This is a genomic window from Paracidovorax sp. (assembly GCF_057642795.1).
The window spans coordinates 202,009-221,212 of record NZ_JBXYZY010000001.1 but is presented as its reverse complement, the minus strand read 5'-3'; the positions used below and the strand labels follow the sequence as shown (position 1 = coordinate 221,212).

The following is a 19,204-nucleotide window of genomic DNA, read 5'->3' as shown; positions in this document are numbered from 1 at the left end:
AGCGCTAGCGTTCCCCCTCGCGTTTCCACTCGCCATTCTTTCGCACCATGTCCAACGTCACCGAATTCGCCCCCGGCCTCGTCCTGCAAGGCATCACCCCACCGCTGCGCCTGGCGGACTACAAGCTCATCGCGTTCGACATGGATTCGACGCTGATCAACATCGAATGCGTGGATGAGATCGCCGACGCCGCAGGCCGCAAGGCCGAAGTCGCCGCCATCACCGAGGCCGCCATGCAGGGGCTGATCACCGACTACAAGGAAAGCCTGCGCCAGCGCGTGGCCCTGCTGCGCGGCGTCAGCGTGGAGCACATGCAGCAGGTCCTGCGCGACCGCCTGCGCTTCAACCCCGGCGCACGCGAGCTCATCGCCGCCGCCAAAGCCGCGGGCCTCACCACGCTGCTGGTCTCGGGCGGCTTCACGTTTTTCTCCGACCATGTCAAGGCAGGCCTGGGCATCGACCTGACCCGCGCCAACGTGCTGGAAATGGAAGGGGGGCAGCTCACCGGCCGCCTGGTGGACCAGCCCTGGGGCGACATCTGCGACGGCGCGGAAAAGCGCCGTACGCTGCTGGAAGTGGCCTCGCTCCTGGGCATCTCGCCCTCGCAGACGATCGCCGTGGGCGATGGCGCCAACGATCTGCCCATGATGGGCGTGGCCGGCCTCTCCGTCGCCTACCACGCCAAGCCGACCGTGCGCGCGCAGGCCAAGGTGGCGATCAACGAGGGCGGGCTGGACCGGCTGCTGGAAGTGCTGCGCTGAGGCGCGGCCCCCTCCAAAACTATTGATTGGATAGCAGATAGCGCAGGTACTACGGGCCCTGCGGTGGGATTTCCGTCATGGATAGCGCCGCCTGTCGCTCCTCCCCTTGGCGGCATAACGATTTGCCGCGTTATATCAATATGAAAATTAAAACGTGGCCCGCACCGTTTTGGGGATTTAGACTTGCTGCATCTCTAGCCTGAAAGTGAAGAAGTCATGTTCCTGAAGAAAGCCCTCTCCACCCTCGCGCTGGCCACGCTCGCCCTCAGCGCTCACGCCGCCGATGTGGTGCTCAAGGTCGCCGCCTCCGCCGTACCGCATGCGGAGATCCTGAACTTCGTCAAACCTCAGCTCAAGGCCCAGGGCGTCGATCTGCAGGTCCGTGAATTCAGCGACTACATCCAGCCCAACGCCGCGGTGGAAGACAAGCAGCTGGACGCCAACTTCTTCCAGCACCAGCCCTACCTGGACAGCTACAACAAGGACCGCAAGAGCAGCATCGTCGCGGTGCCAGGCGGCAAAGTGCATGTAGAGCCCTTCGGCGCGTACTCCAAGAAGATCAAGTCGATCAGCGAACTCAAGGACGGCGCGACCATCGCCATCCCCAACGACCCGTCGAACGCAGGCCGCGCACTGCTTTTGCTGCAAAAGCAGGGCCTGATCACGCTCAAGGACCCGCGCGTCATCACGTCCACGCCCATCGACATTGTGAAGAACACCAAGAAGCTGAAGTTCCGCGAGCTCGAAGCCGCCCTGCTGCCCCGCGCGCTGGACGATGTGGACCTGGCTCTCATCAACACCAACTACGCCATCGAAGCCAAGCTCAACCCGACCAAGGATGCGCTGTTCATCGAATCGGCCGATTCGCCCTACGCCAACTTCGTCGCCGCCCGCCGCGACCGCATCAACGACCCCGCCATCCAGAAGCTGGTGAAGGCGCTGCACACGCCCGAGGTGAAGAAGTTCATCGAAGAGAAGTACAAGGGCGCCGTCGTCCCGGCGTTCTGATCACCCTGAGGCGCGCCGGTGTTCAGCCGCCCGCCGGCACAGAGGCCGCGCCGATGCGCCCGTATTCCATGGGCAGCTTGACGTAGAAGACCGTGACCGGCTCCTGGGCCAGAGCGGTGAGCAGCCGTTCGGCCACCTCCTCGGTCGCCGACACGATGACCATCACGGGCTGCTCGGCCAGATCGAAAAGATGGGTCGAATGCATGCGGCCGGCCGCACCGAAGCCCTCGGCGGCGCCCAGCAGGCTGCCGCCCATGGCGCCCTGCTCCTTGGCGAACTGCAGCAGCCAGTCGCCCAGAGGGAGATGGCCATGCCGATGCTCCTGCTCCGCAAAGAACGTGATCTGATAGCCCTTCATGGCGGATTCCCTGTCTGGCTGGGTCGAGGACTACAGCATAAGCCTGACGCGAGCACTCCCGACGCGTCAGGCTGCGCATCCCACGACCTCAATCAGCCCCTGTCAGCCCGCTCGCAACCCACCAGGCCAGCGCGAACATCATGGTGCCCGTCAGCGCATCCAGCCATCGCCAGGCCCGCGGATTGGCGAACACGCCCTGCAGTTGGCGGCCTGCCACGGCCAGCAACACGAACCACAGCAGGCTGGCACAGGCGGCCCCCGCAACGAAGACCCACTTCAGCCCGCCGTCCTGCCGCGCGCCTATGGAGCCAATGAGCACCACGGTGTCCAGATAGACATGCGGGTTCAGCAGCGTGATGACGGCCAGCGCCCCCAGCACACCCATCACGCCGCGCTCGGCCCGCCCGCTCACCTGCAGGCCCGCCTGTGGCGCGAACAGCGCGCGGTGCCAGGCGAAAACGCCATAGGCGAAAAGGAACACGGCGCCGCCCAGCGTGAGGTAATGGGCCAGTACGGGCGAATTGCCCAGCAGCTGCGCCATGCCCGCCACGCCCAGGCCGATCAGCACCGCGTCGCTCAGCACGCACCAGAGGACGCAGGCATGCACATGCCGCCCCTGCACGGCCTGCCGCAGCACATAGAGGTTCTGCGCGCCGATGGACACAATCAGCGACAGGCACACCGTGAAGCCGGCCAGCCACGAGGCGGAAAGAGACGAGGAAGAAGAAAGGGTCCACATGCCGTCGATTGTCAAAACTCGCAGCATTTAAGTAAACTTAAATCCTCTAACCAATGTGAAGCAAAACTAAATGCTCGACTACGCCGGACTGGAGGCCCTCGCCGCCGTGGTGCGCGAAGGCAGCTTCGAGCGCGCCGCGCGCAAGCTGCACGTCACGCCCTCCGCGATTTCGCAGCGGGTCAAGCAGCTGGAAGAGCGCGTGGGCCAGGTGCTGGTGCTACGCGGCACGCCCTGCACCGGCACCGACGCAGGGCGACGCCTCTGCCTGCACGTGGAGCAGGTCGCACTGCTGGAAAACGAGCTGCGCCGCAGCAACCCCAGCCTGATGCCAGACCGCGATGCACCCGCGCCGGCCCTGAAGCTGGCCGTGAATTCCGACTCGCTCTCCACCTGGTTCATGGATGCCATGCGCGCCTTCACGGCCGGCGGCAACGAACTGCTGGACATCCGCATCGACGACCAGGAGCACACCGCCCAGCGCCTGCGCGAAGGCGAGGTGCTGGCCGCCGTCACCGCCACCGGCACGGCGATCGCCGGCTGCAACACCTGGCCGCTGGGCACCATGCGCTACGTGGCGGCGGCCAGCCCCGCCTTCGTGGCTCGGCACTTCCCGCGAGGCCCCTGCCCGCAGGCATTGGCCGCTGCGCCCATGATGGCCTACGGCCGCCAGGACCGGCTGCAGGACCAGTGGATGCAATTGCACGGCATGGCACTGCCGCGACGGCACCCGCCGCGCCACTTCCTGCCCAGCAACTTCGCCTACGTGCGCGCCTGCGAGTCAGGCATGGGCTGGGGCATGCATCCCACGGTGATGATCGCCGAGCAGCTGACGCAGGGCTTGCTGGTGGATTTCGCCCCCGGCCTGACACTGGACTTGCCCATGTACTGGGCCCACCCGCGCAACGCACAGGCGGGGCTGGAGCGCCTCACGCACTGCGTGATGGCCGCCGCGCATGACTGGCTGGGAGACGCCGAATGACTGCCGATGCAACCCATGACCTGATCGCCACGCCCGATGCCGAGAGCATCACCCGGCTGGTCCACGGCTTCTACGCCGAGGTGCGGCGCGATCCGCTGCTGGGCCCGGTGTTCGAGGTCGCGCTGCACGGCCGCTGGGAGCCGCACCTGCAGCGCATGGTGGACTTCTGGAGCACCGTGGCGCTGGGCGCGCGCAGCTATCGCGGCAACGTGCTGGCCAGCCACCGGCCACTGCAGGGCGTGACGCCTGCGCACTTCGCAGCCTGGGTGCGGCTCTGGGGCGAGCACACCAGCCGCCTCTTCGTGCCGGAGGTGGCGCTTTCGCTGCAGCAGGCCGCGCACGGCGTGGCGCGCAACCTGTTCCGCTCGCTCATCGGGCGGCTGCCGGATTTCGCGCTGGAGAGCGCCCAGGACCACGAACGCGAACACGGCCACGGCTGACCGGGCGCGTGGGCGCTCAGCCGCCGCGCGCTCGTCCCCGGCCTGCGCGCAGTGGCGCGAGCAAGTCGCCCAGGCCGTTGTGGTCGATCTCGTGCATCAGCGCCAGCAGGCGGCCGATGTCGCCGGACGGAAAGCCTTCGCGGGCGAACCAGTTCAGGTAGTTGCCCGGCAGGTCCGCGATCGCCGTGCCCTTGTGCTTGCCGAAGGGCATGGTCACCGTGAAAAGTCGTTCGAGCTGTGCGGGGTCCATGGAAACGCTCAGCCTCCGGCCCGCTTGACCGTGTGGCCTTGCGCCTTGAGCGCCTGCATCACGCGTTCCACATGGTCGCCCTGCACCTCGATCACGCCGTCCTTGACGGTGCCGCCCGTGCCACAGGCGGCCTTGAGCTGCTTGCCCAGCTGCGCCAGCCCGGCCGCCGGCAGGGCCACGCCCTTGACCAGCGTCACCGCCTTGCCGCCCCGGCCCTTGGTCTCGCGCGAAACGCGCACGATGCCGTCGCCCGCCGGCACCGCCGCGGCCCGTGCCGCGGCGCAGGCACATTGCGCCACGGGCTGGCGGCAGTCGGGGCACATGCGGCCGGATTCGGTGGAATAGACGAGGCTGCCCAGATCGCTCAGGCGCATGGCAGAAGGCTCCAGAAAAACAGAAGGGGCGGACGAGGCGGGCAAGCGGGTGTGCACACCCCGAGGGCCCGATTATCCCGGCGCCCGGCCCATGCCCCACAATCGCGGCTTCGTTCCCACATGCCTTCGCACCCGGCACACACGGCCTTTTCTGCCGCGCTGCGGTCGCCCGGCTCTCGTCTGCCTGCCCATGCCCTTTGCCGCCCTCGGCCTCTCCCCTGCCCTCGTCCACGCCGCCAGTGCCCTGGGCTTCACCGCGCCCACGCCCATCCAGGCCGAGGCCATTCCCGCCGTGCTCCAGGGCCGCGACCTGCTGGGCTGCGCGCAGACCGGCTCCGGCAAGACCGCCGCCTTCGGCCTGCCGCTGCTGCAGCAACTCCTGCCCCAGGCGCAAATGGCCGCATCCGGCCACGGCCCGCGCCGCCTGCGCGCGCTGGTACTGGTGCCGACACGGGAGCTGGCAGCCCAGGTGGGAGAGGTGCTGCGCGAGCTGGCGGGCCACCTGCCCGGCCAGGCGCTCAAGGTAGCCGTCGCCTTCGGCGGCGTGTCGATCAACCCGCAGATGATGGCGCTGCGCGGCGGCGCCGACGTGATGGTGGCCACGCCCGGCCGGCTGCTCGATCTGGTGGACCACAACGCCCTCTCACTCGCGCAGGTGGACACGCTGGTGCTGGACGAGGCTGACCGCCTGCTGGACCTGGGCTTTGCGGACGAGCTGCAGCGCGTGCTGGCCCTGCTGCCCGCACGGCGCCAGAACCTGCTGTTCTCGGCCACCTTCCCGGCCGGCGTCGCCACGCTGGCCGAGGGCCTGCTGCGCGAGCCGTTGCGCATCGACGTGCCGCAGGCGCCCGAAACCACCCCCGACATCGCCCAGCGCGCCATCGCGGTGGAAGCCGCCCGCCGCACGCAGCTGCTCAAGCAGCTGCTCAAGGACGAAGCCGGCTGGAGCCGCGTGCTGGTCTTCGTCGCCACGCAATACGCGGCCGAGCACGTGGCGGAAAAGCTCTACAAGGCGGGCATCTATGCATCGCCCTTCCACGGCGGGCTGAGCCAGGGCACACGCCGTCAGGTGCTGCAGGAATTCAAGGACGAGCGCTGGCAGGTGGTGGTGACCACGGACCTGGCGGCGCGCGGCATCGACATCGCCGGGCTGCCGGCCGTCGTGAACTACGACCTGCCGCGCGCCGCGGCCGACTACGTCCACCGCATCGGCCGCACGGGCCGGGCGGGCGCGAGCGGCACGGCGGTGAGCTTCGTCACGCCGGAAACGGCGCCGCACTGGCGGCTGCTCGCCAAGCGGCACGGCCTGCTGGCGCTGCCGGTGGAACAGATCGCGGGATTCGAGGTGGCGCTGGAGCCGGCTGCTGGCGCCGCGCCAGACGCGGCTGCGGGGGGCACCGGCGCTGATACCGGCGATGCGCCCCAGGCAGTACAGGCGCCGCAGCGCCCCGGCAAGCTGCCGCCCGGCACCGGCGGCATCAAGGGCAAGCGCCCGAGCAAGAAGGACAAGCTGCGCGCTGCAGCCGCTGCCGCACAGGCCGGCGGCACCGGCAAGCCCGCAGCGGATTGAGGCCGGCGGGCCTGCCGGCCATTCGGGCTGTGAGGGAGCCGGGTCAGTCCCCGCCACCTCCGTCGCCGCCATCTCCCGCGCCATCGGCGCCTTCACCGTCTTCGTCGTGCGGGCCGTCGCCTGCCGCGCTGTCCTTGCGCGCCGCCGGCTTGCGGGGCATGCCCTCGCCCGGCTTGGCGACGATCTCCACGTAGAACTGCGCGGCGCCCGACTGCGCCACCTCGTCGATCAGGCGCGTGATGTCTTCCACCTGCACGCTCTGGGCATCGTCCTGCGTGCTGCCGAAGCGGCAGTCGAAGTCCCAGAAGCGCACGCCTTCGGGCAGGGCGCGACGGCGTTCGCGACGCAGGTAACGGTGGATGTCATGACGGGCCGCGTCCAGCAGCCGGTCGCGGTTCTTGCCTTCGATATGGAGCACATAGGTTTTTCGCATGCGCCCATCGTAACCGCTGCGGTGGCTCTACTATGATTTCAATAGCGCATAGCGCTTATTTCAAAAGGGCTAGAGGGCATTTTCGCTACCCAAATCGACCCTTTCACGCCGATCCGCTCAGTAATGTGGCGGGAGTTCGTCGCGCAGATTGCGCGCGCCCGCGCCGCCACCGGCCTCGGGCATTTGCTGCCGCAGCTGGGCGACGGTGCGGGCCAGCGCGTCGATCTCCTGCTGCTGGCGGTAGATGACCAGGTTGAGCTGGTCGAGCAGGTCTTCGGTGTAGCTGGCCTTGATTTCCAGCTCGGTCAGGCGCTGCTCGTTGGGGTGGGGTTCGGCGGACATGCGGCGTATTGGACCGCAAAAAAAGGGCGCCACCGTGACGCCCTTGCAAGAAAGACAAAAGCGCTGGCGCGCCGCTCAGCCCGCCAGCGCCTGGCCCAGCCGGGCCACGCCTTCGCGGATGCGCTCCACGTCGGCCGTGGCGAACGACAGGCGCAGCGTGGCGTGGTCGGGGTGGGCGCAGAAGAACGGCGTGCCGGGCACGAAGGCCACGCCCTTGTCGATGGCGCGGCGCGCCAGCTCGTTGCCGTCGGCCACCTTGCCACCCGCACCGGTCAGCCGCACCCAGAAGAACATGCCGCCGCGCGGTCGCACGAATTGGGCGGCATCGCCCAGCTCGGCCTGCAGCGCATCGCCCATGGCCTGGGCGCGCTGGGCATAGACGGTGCGCACCTTGTCCAGCGTGGCGGGCATGCGGCCGGCCTGGAGGTATTGGGCGGCCGTGGCCTGGGCGAAGGTGCTGGTGTGCGCGTCGCTGAACTGCTTGCACATGGTGGCCTTGGCCAGCAGCTCGGGCGGCGCGATCATCCAGCCCACGCGCAGGCCGGGCGCCAGCACCTTGCTGAGGGAGCCGCAGTGCACCAGCAGCTCGCGGCTGCCCGGCACGTCCGCCGACAGGTTCAGCAGGCTGGGCGGGGGCGCTTCGCCGAAGTACAGGTCGCCGTACGGGTCGTCCTCCACGATCACCGTCTGGTGGCGCACCGCCATCTCCAGCACGGCCTTGCGGCGTTCCAGGCTCAGCGTGGCGCCGCTGGGGTTGCCGAAGGTGGGAATCAGATACACGAACTTGGGGCGGTGCTCCGCGATGAGCTTTTCCAGCGCATCGGTCTGGACGCCGTCGCCGTCGATGGGCGCGCTGATGAGTTCGGCGCCGTAGAGGCGAAAGCACTGGATGGTGGCCAGGAAGGTCGGACCTTCGACGATCACCTTGTCGCCGGGGCTGATGAGCGTTTTGCCCAGCAGATCGAGCGCCTGCTGGCTGCCGGTGGTGACGATGAGATTGTCCGGCGCCACGCCTGCGGCACCCTTGGCGGTCATCAGCTGGGCCAGTTGCTCGCGCAGCGGGCCATAGCCCTCGGTCGCACCGTACTGCAGGGCCGCGCCGGGGTCTTCTTCCAGCGCACGGGCACTGGCGGCGCGCAGGCCTTCCACGTCGAACATCGCGCTGTCGGGGAAACCTCCGGCAAAGCTGATGATGCCGGGCTTGCCCAGCAGCTTGAAGAGTTCGCGGATGGCAGAGGTTTCAACGTTGTTCAGACGGTCGGCGAATTGCATGACGAGATGGCTCCTTTGAGCGCGGGATTGTGGCGCAAAGCCGCAGCCGCCGACACCCTCCGCGCTGCATCAGGTTCCGGTGGACGCCGGATCGGGCGAGCCCAGAACCCGCGCATGCGGTGCCGACAGCGGGCAGCGCCGGCAATGCAGCGCCGCAGCGGGCGCCGCCGTGCAGAAGGGCGTCGGGCAGGCGCCGCTGCAGCACGGGTCGGCAGAAGAGGCACACAAGCGAAGGGGCGCATCGCCACCTTCTGCGGGCCCACGACACAGGCTGCGCGCCACGAGCCACCAGGCCAGCAGCAGCGGCACGAACACCACCGACAAGGCCACCATCAGCGGCGCTGCCGTCTCCATCGCGTTCACGGCGCGGTGCCGGACTCAGACCCGTCGGCGCGCCGCACAGGCGACGCATGCCGCACCACCTGGCCGAATTCTGCGCTGCGCAGACCCGCCGCCAGCAGCCGCATGCACGGCCCCAGATCGCCGCGGCGCAGGTTCAGGTCCACCCGCACCCAGCGGCGCGCCGCGTCGATGGCGATGCAGTAGCCCGACAGACGGTTGCCGAGAATCGCCTGCAGCGCGCGCCGGTAGGCCAGCGGGTCGGCCATCGGCAGACGCAAAGGCAGCACCATCAGCTCGCGGCCGGCATCGGTGCGATGCAGGGACCAAAGTGCCGTCTGCGGCATGCGATGCATCACGGCAGCGGTGGAAAGATCGATCATGTTCGTCAGGGGTGCCGCAGTGGCCGACAAAGCCATGGCGCCCGGCGGTAAAACATGCGAGGCAGTCTAGGAAAGCCGGTATCAAGATGGCGTAAAGATGCAGGCCGCCGGCATATATTCGGCGGCAATATCCGCCCTTCCCCATCGCTTCCGCCTGGCCCCGCCATGCGCCCCCGGCAGAGAAGGCAGCCCACGCAGCAGACCGCCCCCGATGCCATGAAAACCGCACACATCCCACCTTTCTTTGCCGCCCTCAAGGCCGCCAACCCACTGCCCAATACCGAGCTGGAATACACCACCGTTTTCGAGCTGCTGGCCGCCGTGCTGCTCTCGGCCCAGGCCACCGACGTGGGCGTGAACAAGGCCACGCGCCGGCTGTTCCCCGTGGCCGGCACGCCGCAGGCCATCCTCGACCTGGGCCTGGAAGGACTGGAGAGCTACATCAAGACCATCGGCCTTTACCGCAGCAAGGCCCGCCACCTGATGGAGACCTGCCGCATCCTGGTGGAACGCCACGGCGGCCAGGTGCCCCGCACGCGGGAGGAACTCGAAGCCCTGCCCGGGGTGGGCCGCAAGACCGCCAACGTGGTGCTCAACGTCGCCTTCGGCCAACCCACCATGGCCGTGGACACGCACATCTTCCGCGTGAGCAACCGCACCGGCCTCGCTCCCGGAAAGAACCCTCTGGCCGTCGAACTGCAACTGATGAAGCGCGTGCCGGCCGAATACGCGGTGGATTCGCACCACTGGCTCATCCTGCTGGGCCGCTATGTGTGCCAGGCCCGCAAGCCCCGCTGCTGGGAATGCGTGGTGTCGCAATGGTGCGACTACCGGCCCAAGACGCCGGCGCCCTGAGCCCGCCCGCTACTCCGCCACGAGGTTGGCCACCACGAGGTTCGCCGTCACGCCCTCAGCTGCTTGAGCAACTGATTCACATCCAGCCCCCGCGCCTTTTCCTGGATCTGCGGAGCGTAGCGCTGCTGCAGGCCCCGCGCCTCTTCCACCGTGCGCGAGAACGCGGCCTTGAGGGTGTCGGTATCCAGCGTGCGGCCACCGGCGTAGTAGCGGTGGGCGACCTTGCCCAGCGCGTAGGTGGTGGCGAAGGAGAACGCCGACCCGGTGGCGGCACTGCCCGCGGCGCGGCCGAGGCCGCCCATGACCTTGCCCAGGAGGCCGCCCACCAGCTTGCGGCCGAACTGCTCGACGTATTGCGATGTGAGCCCGACGCCCACGGTGGCCAGGAAATCGGCGATGTGGCCCTTGTCCAGCTCGTAGCCGTGCAGCTTGCCGATGCGATAGACCAGCCGGGTCTGCAGCGGGATGATGGCCATCGAGGCGAGCGACTGGGGCAGCAGTTCCAGCGCGCCATTGAGGATGGCGGCATTGAGGATCATCGAATCGACCTCGGCCTGCTGGACCGATGGCTGGGGCGCGCCGGCGGCCGGTGCAGCCGCGGTGACCGGGGCGGCAACGGCATAGTCTGCGCCGGCCTGCGCACCACGGCCCCACAGCTCCGCGGCGATGGGGGCGGCCACCAGCGGCGCGGCGGCCAGGGCATCGGCCTGGGCGACGAGGTCACGGGCCTGCGCCGGCGCCAGTTGCAGGGCCGCTGACAGGCGCTGCAGGAAAGCCTTTTCCTGGGCGTTGCATTCGCCGTCGGCGTCGCACACGCCCACGGCCATCTCGTAGGCCAGCTGGCGCAGCGCGGGCGTGTCCAGATCGGCGGCGGCGTCTTCCAGGCGCACCCGCTGCAGCAGCACGTCCTGGTAGAGCTTCATCAGATCGACGCCGCTGCCAGCGCTCAGCGACTGGGCGAGTTCACGCAGGTGGTCGCGCTCGCGTTCGTCCTTGTGTTCGTCGGCGAAGGCAGCCAGGAGGCCGATGGCCATCACGGCGCGGGTGTGTTGGGGCTGCAGGTTCATGGCAACGCTTTCCTCGTGGATGGCAAAAGGAAAAAAGAGACGGATGGACGGAGGACGACGCGGCCGGCGGCCAGGGTCATCATCGGGCCCCTGCGTTCTGGGCGTTGTTGTGTTGCAGGGTGGATCGCGGCGTTGCCGCAGGCGACAGGCACCTGGCCAAGCACGGATCAGGCTGGATATCTGGGGCCAGGATAGGTGTTTTCAACCGAAGGCGAAGCGGCAGCAGCAACAGCAGCAGCGCCAGCCGCCACGGAAAGCCCTCAGCCTTTGCGGACAGCCGACGCGCTGACTGCGTCGGCCTTTTCTTCAGGCAACAGGCAGGCCTCGGCGACCTGCAGGTTGTTATCGCGGGCGAAGTTGATGACGAAATCCCAGGCCATGGGTTCATGGCCCTGCAGGTCACGGTGGACGACCACGCACTTGACCCCGTCGATGGTGGTGGGCACGCACCAGGGCGAATAGCTCAGATGGCTGCCAGGGCGCGCGCCACCGGGGCGGAACTGGCTCATGACCCCGGCCAGCCGCTCCGCCCAGTCGCTGGGGCGGAAGGTTTTCCCATCGTGGGTGACGCCTTGGATGAAGACTTCTTTGGAGGAGGGAGGAACCATCGGTGGGGATTCGTTGGGGCTGGGCGGCGGGGTCTGCCGGCAGGCGGCGATTCTAACTCTTATATAAGAGCTAACCCTGTAAGTTCCCCCAAAGCCCCGGGCTCTTGCGGTGGCGTGCCCAGGCGCGCACGCATGGCTGTGATGCGCAATCGTCAACATGCTGCCATGGGGCAGCGCCTAGAATCGTGCCTCGATTTCGCCGGTCACGCACCGGCACGCCATTCTTGTGCAACGTCTGGAGATCCCCGCAATGACCGCTTCCGCCCCGGCCGCCGCCTCGCCCCACGTGATGACCACCTACGGGCGCCTGCCCATCGCCCTCGAACGCGGCGAAGGGGTGCGCGTGTGGGACGTGAACGGCAAGCAGTACCTCGACGCGCTGGGCGGCATCGCGGTCAACACCGTCGGCCACAACCATCCCAAGCTGGTGCCGGCGCTGCAGGACCAGGTCGCCAAGCTGATCCACAGTTCCAACTACTACCACGTGCCGCTGCAGGAAGAGCTCGCGAAGATGCTGGTCGAGCGCTCGGGCCTGACCAACGTGTTCTTCTGCAATTCGGGCCTGGAGGCCAACGAGGCTGCCCTGAAGCTGGCCCGCAAATACGGCCACGACAAGGGCATCGACAAGCCCGTGGTGGTGGTCTATGAGAAGGCCTTCCACGGCCGTTCGATCGCCACGCTGTCGGCCACCGGCAACCCGAAGGTGCAGGCCGGCTTCGGCCCGCTGGTCGAGGGCTTCATCCGCGTTCCGATGAACGACATCGATGCCATCAAGAAGGCCACCGAGGGCAATCCGAACGTGGTGGCCGTGTTCTTCGAGACCATCCAGGGCGAAGGCGGCGTGAACCCCATGCGCATCGAATACCTGCAGCAGCTGCGCGAGCTGTGCAACGAACGCGACTGGCTGATGATGATCGACGAGGTGCAGTGCGGCATGGGCCGCACCGGCAAGTGGTTTGCGCACCAGTGGGCGGGCATCAAGCCCGACGTGATGCCGCTGGCCAAGGGCCTGGGCTCGGGCGTGCCGATCGGCGCGGTGGTGGCAGGCCCCAAGGCGGCCGGCATCTTCGGCGTCGGCAACCACGGCACCACCTTCGGCGGCAACCCGCTGGCCATGCGGGCCGGCGTGGAAACCATCCGCATCATGGAAGAAGAAGGACTGCTGCAGAACGCGGCCGACGTGGGCACGCACCTGAAGGCCGCCCTGGAGCGCGAGCTGGGCGGGCTGCCGGGCGTGAAGGAAATCCGCGGCCAGGGCTTGATGATCGGCGTCGAGCTGGACCGACCCTGCGGCGCGCTCGTGGGCCGGGCGGCTGAAGCCGGCCTGCTGCTGTCGGTGACGGCCGACAGCGTCATCCGCATGGTGCCCTCGCTCACCCTCACCCGGGCAGAAGCCGACGAGATCGTCGCCCTGCTGTCTCCCCTGGTCAAAGCGCTGCTCGCCGAATGAACGTGCCCTCCATGAAGCATTACCTGCAATTCAACGATCTCTCGGCCGACGAATACAACTACCTGTTCAGCCGTGCCGCCCTCATCAAGGGCAAGTTCAAGAGCTACGAGAAATACCACCCGCTCGCGGACCGCACGCTGGCCATGATCTTCGAGAAGGCCAGCACCCGCACGCGCGTGAGTTTCGAGGCCGGCATGTACCAGCTGGGCGGCAGCGTGGTCCACCTGACCACGGGCGACAGCCAGCTGGGCCGCGCCGAGCCCATCGAGGACAGCGCCCGCGTCATCAGCCGCATGACCGACCTGGTGATGATCCGCACCTACGAGCAGTCCAAGATCGAGCGCTTCGCCGCCCATTCCCGCGTGCCGGTCATCAACGGCCTCACGAACGAATTCCACCCCTGCCAGATCCTGGCGGACCTCTTCACCTACATCGAACACCGCGGCTCCATCCGCGGCAAGGTGGTGGCCTGGGTGGGCGACGGCAACAACATGGCCAACACCTGGCTGCAGGCGGCCGAGCTGCTGGACTTCACGGTGCACGTCTCCACGCCCAGCGGCTACGAGATCGACCATGCCGTGGCCGGCGTGCAGCACGGCAGCAGCAGCTGCAAGGTGTTCAAGGACCCGATGCAGGCCTGCGCGGGCGCCGACCTGGTGACCACCGACGTCTGGACCAGCATGGGCTACGAGGCCGAGAACGAGGCCCGCAAGAAGGCCTTCGCCGACTGGTGCGTGGACAGTGACATGATGGCCGTGGCCCAGCCCGACGCCCTCTTCATGCACTGCCTGCCCGCCCATCGCGGTGAAGAGGTCGAGGCCGAAGTGATCGACGGCCCGCAGTCGGTCGTCTGGGACGAAGCCGAGAACCGCATGCACGTGCAGAAGGCACTCATGGAGTACCTGCTGCTGGGCCGGGTGGACTGAAGCAAGAAGCCCCCGCCTTCAGCCCCAGACCGGCGGCGGTGCGAGCGTGAAAGGCCCAGCCATGTCACTCATCGACCGGTATCTGCCGCACTACCAGTTCGTGGAACGCCACGCACTGCGCGTGCAGGCCACGCCTGCCGCGCTGCTGGACCGGGCTGCGGACCCGGCGGTACATGAAGACCCGTTCATCGCCCGCTGCATCGCGCTGCGCGAAGCACCCGCCCGCCTTATGGCACGTTGCGGCATGCAGGCGCGGCTGCCTCAGCGCCCGTTCGGCTTGGTGGACTTCACTGGCCTGGGCCGCAGCGAAGGCGAGATCGCCTTCGGCCTAGCAGGCCGGTTCTGGCAGGCCGACTACGGGCTCGTGCGCTTCGATGACCCGCAGACTTTTGAGCAAGCCAGCTCACCCCAGTTCGATGGCGCCGCGCGGCTGGTGTTGAACTTCACGGCACGACCACTGCAGGACGGCAGCACCCTGCTGTCCACCGAAACCCGGGTGCATTGCCCTGATGCGGCCACGCAGCGGCGCTTCACGCCTTATTGGCTACTGATTCGCCCGGTCAGCGGGCTGATACGGCGGCGCATCCTGCGGCGCCTGGAAGCAGCGGCCACCGCAGCCGCGAGGGCCTAGGAGCGGTTGCCAGCCTCACATGCCGGCAAGCCTGTAGCGCTCGTAAAACCTCGACAGTACGCTACGGAAAAGAGAGCTACCTCCAAGGTCGCGGAAGGCTCAGCGCCGCGAAGCGGGCATGGCCACCGGCTTCTCGGCAGCCTCGCCCTGCGGTACGCCGGAAGACGAGGCGCAGGAGCCGCAGCTGCCACAGGCTCCATCGCTGCCCCCGCCGCAGCCAGGGGCCTGGGCCAGGCGGCCATGCACCCGCCCCAGGCGGCTGCGCCAGCGCTGGGGCATATAGCGCCACACGACATAGAGCGCCGCGCAGGCAACGATCAACGCAACGAGGAGGTTCTGCACCATGGCGACTAGCCTCCGCCCATCGCCAGCGCGACGTGGTAGGTGATGAAGCTGGCGATGTAGGCCAGGCCGAAGAGATAGGACGCCATCGCCAGCGGCCATCGCCAGCTGTTGGTCTCGCGGCGCACGGCCGCGATGGTGGAGATGCACTGCGGCGCAAAGATGAACCACACCAGCAGCGACAGCGCAGTGGCCAGCGACCAGCTCTGGGCGATCAGCGGGCCCAACTGCGCAGCGGTTTCGTCGCCCGTGGCGGACAACGCGTACACCGTGCCCAGCGCGCCCACGGCCACCTCGCGCGCGGCCATGCCGGGCACGAGGGCGATGGAGATCTGCCAGTTGAAGCCGATGGGCGCGAAGACCACGCCGAGCAGGCTGCCGATGCGGCCGGCGAAGCTGTATTCGATGGCCGGGCCAGTGGCGCCTTCGGGCGGTGCGGGGAACGACGAAAGGAACCACAGCAGCACGGTGACGGCCAGGATGATGCCGCCCACGCGGCGCAGGAAGATCAGCGCGCGCTCCCAGAGGCCCAGGCCCAAGCCGCGCAGACTGGGCCAGCGGTAGGCAGGCAGTTCCATCAGCAGGGGCGCTGCGGCGGCGCGGCCGCGCAGCAGCTTGGCCACACCGGCCACCGCCATGGCGCTCAGGATGCCGCCCAGGTAGAGCGCGAACAGCACCAGCCCCTGCAGGTTGAAGAGACCGCCCACGGTGCGTGCCGGGATGAAGGCCGCGATCAGCAACGCATACACCGGCAGGCGCGCCGAGCAGGTCATGAGCGGCGCGATCATGATGGTCACCAGCCGATCGCGCCAGTGCGGAATGGAGCGCGTCGCCATGATGCCGGGGATGGCGCAGGCGAAGCTCGACAGCAGCGGGATGAACGAGCGCCCCGACAGCCCCACGGTGCCCATGACGCGGTCCAGCAGGAATGCCGCGCGAGGCAGGTAGCCGGAATCTTCCAGCACCAGAATGAAAAAGAACAGGATCAGGATCTGCGGCAGGAAGACCACCACGCCGCCTGCACCGGCGATCATGCCGTCGATCAGCAGGCTGCGCAGTACGCCTTCGGCCATATGGGCGCCGACCCAATCGCCCGCCGATGCGGTAAGGCCTTCGATCCAGCCCATGGGCGTCTCGGCCCAGCTGAATACGGCCTGAAACATCAGGAACAGCGTGACAGCCAGCAGCATCAGGCCCCAGACGGGGTGCAGCACCACAGCGTCGATGCGGTCATCGCGGTGCAGGCTCACCTGCGGGCCACGCACGGCGAGGTCCATCACGCGGCGCACCTCCTGGTGCAGCTGCATCACCTGCTGCTGCGGATCGGTGGAGCCCGCCGGCACCGCAGCGGATGCGGCGGGAACGCTGGCGGCGAGCGCTGCGGGCTGCACCGCGTCGAGCCAGCGCACCAGCTCCTGCGCGCCGCCGCTCTTCACGCCCACGGTGGCGATCACCGGCATGCCCAGCTCGCGCGAGAGCGCCTCGCGGTCAATCACGATGCCCTGGCGCTCGGCCATGTCGCTCATGTTGAGCACCAGCACCATGGGCAGGCCCAGCGCACGAGCCTCCAGCACCAACCGCAGGTTGAGCCGCAGATGGGTGGCGTCGGTCACGCAGACCAGCAGCTCGGGAGTGGGCTCGCCCGCCCGGCGGCCCGTGACGATGTCACGCGTGACGGCCTCGTCCGCGCTCTGGGCATGCAGGCTGTAGGCACCCGGCAGGTCCAGCACGCGCACGCGGCGGCCGCTGGCGGTGGTGAGCGAGCCTTCCTTGCGCTCGACGGTCACGCCGGCGTAGTTGGCCACCTTCTGGCGGGCGCCGGTCAGCAGATTGAAGAGAGCGGTCTTGCCGCAGTTGGGGTTGCCCAGCAGCGCGATGCGCAGCGGCTGGCTCGCGGGCTGCAGGGCGCTGGAGGATGCGGTCGCGGTATTCATGCGGCGGCGTGCTCCGGTTGAACTTGCACCAGCGCGGCCTCGTGCCGTCGCAGCGCGAAAGTGGCCTGCCCCACGCGCACGGCGATCGGGTCGCCGCCCGGCAGGCTGCGGGCCACTACGCGCACCGGTTCGCCCGGCAGGAAACCGATTTCCATCAGACGCAGCACCAGATCCCGCTCGGCCGCGCTGCGTGCCGGCAACAGGGCCATGACGGTGGCGGGAACGTCGCGAGCCAATGTGTCGAGCCGGGCGCCCGGCGCGCTGGCAGCGGCTGGCGCCAGGGAGGCGGTAGCGCCATCCTGGAAAATTTTCATGTCGAAAGCAATATTGAAATGCTAGTAATTCTCATTTTACGCCCGCCGCGCGAAGACAGTCTGCCCACCCCGCCATGGCGGACAATCCGGCACCCATCCCGCGCGCCTGCGACCCCCGCTCTCCTGCCCCCGTGCCATGCCTGAACATCCTTGTCTGACCTGCGGTGCCTGCTGCGCCAGCTTCCGCGTCGATTTCTCCGCCTGCGAGACGCAGGCTGGCGGCGGCGACGTGCCCGACGGGCTGGCGGTGGAAGTCACCGGCCACACGGCGCGCATGCGCGGCACTGACCACGCGCAGCCGCGCTGTGCGGCGCTGACCGGCAAGGTGGGCGCGCGGGCGGCCTGCGGCATCTATGAATGGCGGCCTTCGCCCTGCCGGGAGTTCGAGGCCGGCAGCGATGCCTGCGAGCGGGCACGCAGGCGCTTTCAGCTGCCGCCGCTGGATGCCGCGGCGTTGATCTAGTCCGCCACCGGAGGCACCGGTAGCCCACCCACCTGGCCCTTGAATTCCTGCAGCGAGAAATAAGTGTGGGCATGGCGCACGCCGGGCAGGCGGTGCAGCTTGCGCTGCAGCAGGTCCGAATAGGCGTCCAGATCGCGCGCCATCACGACCAAGAGAAAGTCTTCCGGCCCCGAGATTCCGTGGAACATGACCACCTCGGGAATGGCGCACACCGCATCTTCGAACGCCTTCGAGGCGATCTCGTTCTGGTGGTCGATGCCGACCATCACGAAGGCGATCACACCGTAGCCGAGCGCGCGGCGGTTCAGCGCCGCGTGGTAGCCGGAGATGACGCCGTCGTCCTCCAGCTTCTTCACGCGCCGCCAGCAGGGTGACTGCGACAGATGCGCCATCTGCGCGAGCTCGCCCGAGGTGAGACGGGCGTTGTCCTGCAGCGCCTGGAGCAATTGGCGGTCGGTACGGTCGATGCGGTCGCTGGCGTTCTGCATAAAAATTCCCCCAAAAGATCCATATGGGTTGATCTATTCAATTTTATTAGAAACAGCACATAAGCTGATGACTTCAAGGCATCTACAGGAATAGCATTCGCATTTCCGACCCCGCCGCACTCGCGATGACCCATTCCAGCAGCCCTGTCCCATGACGTCCACCTCCACCCGCCTCTGGGACATCTCCGCGCCCGTGCATGCCGCCAGCCCCGTCTTTCCGGGTGATACGGCCTATGCGCAGCAGTGGTGCGCCACCATCGCCCCGGGCTGCCCGGTGAATGTGAGCGCCATCACCCTTTCGCCCCACGTGGGCACGCATGCCGACGCGCCGCTGCATTACGACCCGGCCGGCGCCAGCATCGGCGAGGTCGCGCTCGACGCCTTCATCGGCCCCTGCCGCGTGATCCACGCCATCGGCCGTGGCCCGCTGGTCGGCTGGGATGACATCGCCCATGCCCTCACTGCCGACCTGCCCGCCCGCGTGCTGGTGCGCACCTACGAACACATGCCGGTGGACCGCTGGGACGGCCAGCTCGCCGCCTTCGCGCCCGAGACCATCGAGCGCCTGGCCGACCGGGGCGTGGTGCTGGTGGGCATCGACACCGCCAGCATCGACCCGGCCGAGAGCAAGACGCTCGACAGCCACCAGGTCATCCGCCGACGCGGCCTGCGCGTGCTGGAGAACCTGGTGCTGGACGATGTGCCCGAGGGCGACTACGAGCTCATCGCCCTGCCCCTGAAGCTCACCACGGCCGACGCCTCGCCCGTGCGCGCCGTGCTGCGCGCCCTGCGCTGAGCACGGCATCGACCTGAATCAAAACCGCCTGCAGCGCTCTTGATTCCTTCGCATACAGCTATCAAAACCATAGTAAACAGAG

At 68.1% G+C, this 19,204-nt stretch carries 26 protein-coding genes; 11 read left to right on the top strand and 15 right to left on the bottom strand.

Translation table 11 applies throughout. The annotated features are described in order from the left end of the window. Positions 1-47 precede the first annotated feature (47 nt). Entirely contained in the window at positions 48-761 is a 714-nt protein-coding gene (serB, locus tag AC3A84_RS01030; RefSeq protein ID WP_487967895.1) for a phosphoserine phosphatase SerB, read from the top strand. Between the two features lie 216 nt (positions 762-977). Then, entirely contained in the window at positions 978-1,769 is a 792-nt protein-coding gene (locus tag AC3A84_RS01025; RefSeq protein WP_487967894.1) for a MetQ/NlpA family ABC transporter substrate-binding protein, read from the top strand. A 22-nt stretch (positions 1,770-1,791) separates the two neighbouring features. Here AC3A84_RS01025 and AC3A84_RS01020 read toward each other — a convergent pair whose 3' ends face one another. Then, complete coding sequence (locus AC3A84_RS01020) at positions 1,792-2,127, bottom strand: DUF190 domain-containing protein (protein ID WP_487967893.1); 336 nt, start codon at positions 2,125-2,127, stop codon at positions 1,792-1,794. 88 nt (positions 2,128-2,215) lie between these two features. Further along, positions 2,216-2,866, bottom strand: a complete 651-nt coding sequence (locus tag AC3A84_RS01015; protein WP_487967892.1) for a LysE/ArgO family amino acid transporter — start codon at positions 2,864-2,866, stop codon at positions 2,216-2,218. A 70-nt stretch (positions 2,867-2,936) separates the two neighbouring features. Between AC3A84_RS01015 and AC3A84_RS01010 the strand changes: the two genes are divergently transcribed. Together AC3A84_RS01010 and AC3A84_RS01005 are read left to right on the top strand one after the other, a co-directional pair. Further along, a complete protein-coding gene (locus AC3A84_RS01010; protein ID WP_487967891.1) occupies positions 2,937-3,845 on the top strand; it encodes an HTH-type transcriptional regulator ArgP in 909 nt (302 codons plus the stop codon). Beyond that, entirely contained in the window at positions 3,842-4,285 is a 444-nt protein-coding gene (locus tag AC3A84_RS01005; protein ID WP_487967890.1) for a group III truncated hemoglobin, read from the top strand. The genes AC3A84_RS01010 and AC3A84_RS01005 overlap by 4 nt, the downstream gene beginning before the upstream one ends. Positions 4,286-4,301: 16 nt before the next feature. On the opposite strand, the gene AC3A84_RS01000 is transcribed toward AC3A84_RS01005, so the two are convergent. Further along, positions 4,302-4,535, bottom strand: a complete 234-nt coding sequence (locus AC3A84_RS01000; RefSeq protein WP_487967889.1) for a DUF3820 family protein — start codon at positions 4,533-4,535, stop codon at positions 4,302-4,304. 8 nt (positions 4,536-4,543) lie between these two features. Beyond that, complete coding sequence (locus AC3A84_RS00995; protein WP_487967888.1) at positions 4,544-4,909, bottom strand: translation initiation factor Sui1; 366 nt, start codon at positions 4,907-4,909, stop codon at positions 4,544-4,546. 190 nt (positions 4,910-5,099) lie between these two features. Here AC3A84_RS00995 and AC3A84_RS00990 point away from each other — a divergent pair, with 190 nt between their 5' ends. Then, entirely contained in the window at positions 5,100-6,479 is a 1,380-nt protein-coding gene (locus AC3A84_RS00990; protein ID WP_487967887.1) for a DEAD/DEAH box helicase, read from the top strand. Positions 6,480-6,522: 43 nt separating this feature from the next. On the opposite strand, the gene AC3A84_RS00985 is transcribed toward AC3A84_RS00990, so the two are convergent. From AC3A84_RS00985 to AC3A84_RS00965, 5 genes are all read right to left on the bottom strand, one after another. Further along, entirely contained in the window at positions 6,523-6,912 is a 390-nt protein-coding gene (locus tag AC3A84_RS00985; protein WP_487967886.1) for a DUF6172 family protein, read from the bottom strand. Positions 6,913-7,029: 117 nt separating this feature from the next. Next, on the bottom strand, positions 7,030-7,254 hold the full coding sequence (locus AC3A84_RS00980; RefSeq protein ID WP_487967885.1) for a SlyX family protein: 225 nt from the start codon (positions 7,252-7,254) through the stop codon (positions 7,030-7,032). A gap of 75 nt (positions 7,255-7,329) precedes the next feature. Then, positions 7,330-8,526 carry an aminotransferase-like domain-containing protein gene (locus AC3A84_RS00975; RefSeq protein ID WP_487967884.1) on the bottom strand — a complete coding sequence of 399 codons (1,197 nt, stop codon included), beginning with the start codon at positions 8,524-8,526 and terminating at the stop codon, positions 7,330-7,332. Positions 8,527-8,595: 69 nt separating this feature from the next. Further along, complete coding sequence (locus AC3A84_RS00970; RefSeq protein WP_487967883.1) at positions 8,596-8,889, bottom strand: hypothetical protein; 294 nt, start codon at positions 8,887-8,889, stop codon at positions 8,596-8,598. Next, positions 8,886-9,248: a hypothetical protein gene (locus AC3A84_RS00965; RefSeq protein WP_487967882.1), complete on the bottom strand. Its 363-nt coding sequence runs from the start codon at positions 9,246-9,248 to the stop codon at positions 8,886-8,888. The genes AC3A84_RS00970 and AC3A84_RS00965 overlap by 4 nt, the downstream gene beginning before the upstream one ends. A 216-nt stretch (positions 9,249-9,464) precedes the next feature. Here AC3A84_RS00965 and nth point away from each other — a divergent pair, with 216 nt between their 5' ends. Further along, positions 9,465-10,103, top strand: coding sequence for an endonuclease III (nth, locus tag AC3A84_RS00960; RefSeq protein ID WP_487967881.1), 639 nt, complete (start codon positions 9,465-9,467; stop codon positions 10,101-10,103). 47 nt (positions 10,104-10,150) lie between these two features. On the opposite strand, the gene AC3A84_RS00955 is transcribed toward nth, so the two are convergent. Next, complete coding sequence (locus AC3A84_RS00955; protein WP_487968219.1) at positions 10,151-11,164, bottom strand: YcjF family protein; 1,014 nt, start codon at positions 11,162-11,164, stop codon at positions 10,151-10,153. A gap of 266 nt (positions 11,165-11,430) precedes the next feature. Further along, on the bottom strand, positions 11,431-11,778 hold the full coding sequence (locus AC3A84_RS00950; RefSeq protein ID WP_487967880.1) for a DUF3579 domain-containing protein: 348 nt from the start codon (positions 11,776-11,778) through the stop codon (positions 11,431-11,433). Between the two features lie 250 nt (positions 11,779-12,028). On the opposite strand from AC3A84_RS00950, the gene AC3A84_RS00945 reads away from it, so the two are divergent. The 3 genes from AC3A84_RS00945 (at position 12,029) to AC3A84_RS00935 (ending at position 14,785) form a co-directional block, all read left to right on the top strand. Continuing rightward, the gene (locus AC3A84_RS00945; RefSeq protein ID WP_487967879.1) at positions 12,029-13,228 is read left to right on the top strand and encodes an acetylornithine/succinylornithine family transaminase; all 1,200 of its coding nucleotides are present in this window, start codon (positions 12,029-12,031) and stop codon (positions 13,226-13,228) included. 11 nt (positions 13,229-13,239) lie between these two features. Then, a complete protein-coding gene (gene argF, locus AC3A84_RS00940; protein WP_487968218.1) occupies positions 13,240-14,154 on the top strand; it encodes an ornithine carbamoyltransferase in 915 nt (304 codons plus the stop codon). A gap of 61 nt (positions 14,155-14,215) precedes the next feature. Then, positions 14,216-14,785 carry a hypothetical protein gene (locus AC3A84_RS00935; RefSeq protein ID WP_487967878.1) on the top strand — a complete coding sequence of 190 codons (570 nt, stop codon included), beginning with the start codon at positions 14,216-14,218 and terminating at the stop codon, positions 14,783-14,785. 99 nt (positions 14,786-14,884) lie between these two features. On the opposite strand, the gene AC3A84_RS00930 is transcribed toward AC3A84_RS00935, so the two are convergent. Genes AC3A84_RS00930 through AC3A84_RS00920 form a run of 3 tightly spaced genes read right to left on the bottom strand, consistent with a single transcriptional unit; the run spans position 14,885 to position 17,375 of the window. After that, positions 14,885-15,130, bottom strand: coding sequence for a hypothetical protein (locus tag AC3A84_RS00930; protein ID WP_487967877.1), 246 nt, complete (start codon positions 15,128-15,130; stop codon positions 14,885-14,887). A gap of 5 nt (positions 15,131-15,135) precedes the next feature. Then, positions 15,136-17,061, bottom strand: coding sequence for a ferrous iron transporter B (gene feoB, locus AC3A84_RS00925; RefSeq protein ID WP_487967876.1), 1,926 nt, complete (start codon positions 17,059-17,061; stop codon positions 15,136-15,138). Continuing rightward, the gene (locus tag AC3A84_RS00920; protein ID WP_487967875.1) at positions 17,058-17,375 is read right to left on the bottom strand and encodes a FeoA family protein; all 318 of its coding nucleotides are present in this window, start codon (positions 17,373-17,375) and stop codon (positions 17,058-17,060) included. Before AC3A84_RS00920 ends, feoB begins: the two co-directional genes overlap by 4 nt. A gap of 136 nt (positions 17,376-17,511) precedes the next feature. Between AC3A84_RS00920 and AC3A84_RS00915 the strand changes: the two genes are divergently transcribed. Further along, positions 17,512-17,838 (top strand): YkgJ family cysteine cluster protein, encoded by a 327-nt coding sequence (locus AC3A84_RS00915; protein ID WP_487967874.1) that lies wholly within the window; start codon positions 17,512-17,514, stop codon positions 17,836-17,838. Here the strand turns inward: AC3A84_RS00915 and AC3A84_RS00910 are convergent. Next, positions 17,835-18,326 (bottom strand): Lrp/AsnC family transcriptional regulator, encoded by a 492-nt coding sequence (locus AC3A84_RS00910; protein WP_487967873.1) that lies wholly within the window; start codon positions 18,324-18,326, stop codon positions 17,835-17,837. The genes AC3A84_RS00915 and AC3A84_RS00910 overlap by 4 nt on opposite strands. Positions 18,327-18,477: 151 nt before the next feature. Between AC3A84_RS00910 and kynB the strand changes: the two genes are divergently transcribed. Then, a complete protein-coding gene (kynB, locus tag AC3A84_RS00905; RefSeq protein WP_487967872.1) occupies positions 18,478-19,122 on the top strand; it encodes an arylformamidase in 645 nt (214 codons plus the stop codon). Positions 19,123-19,204: the final 82 nt, after the last annotated feature.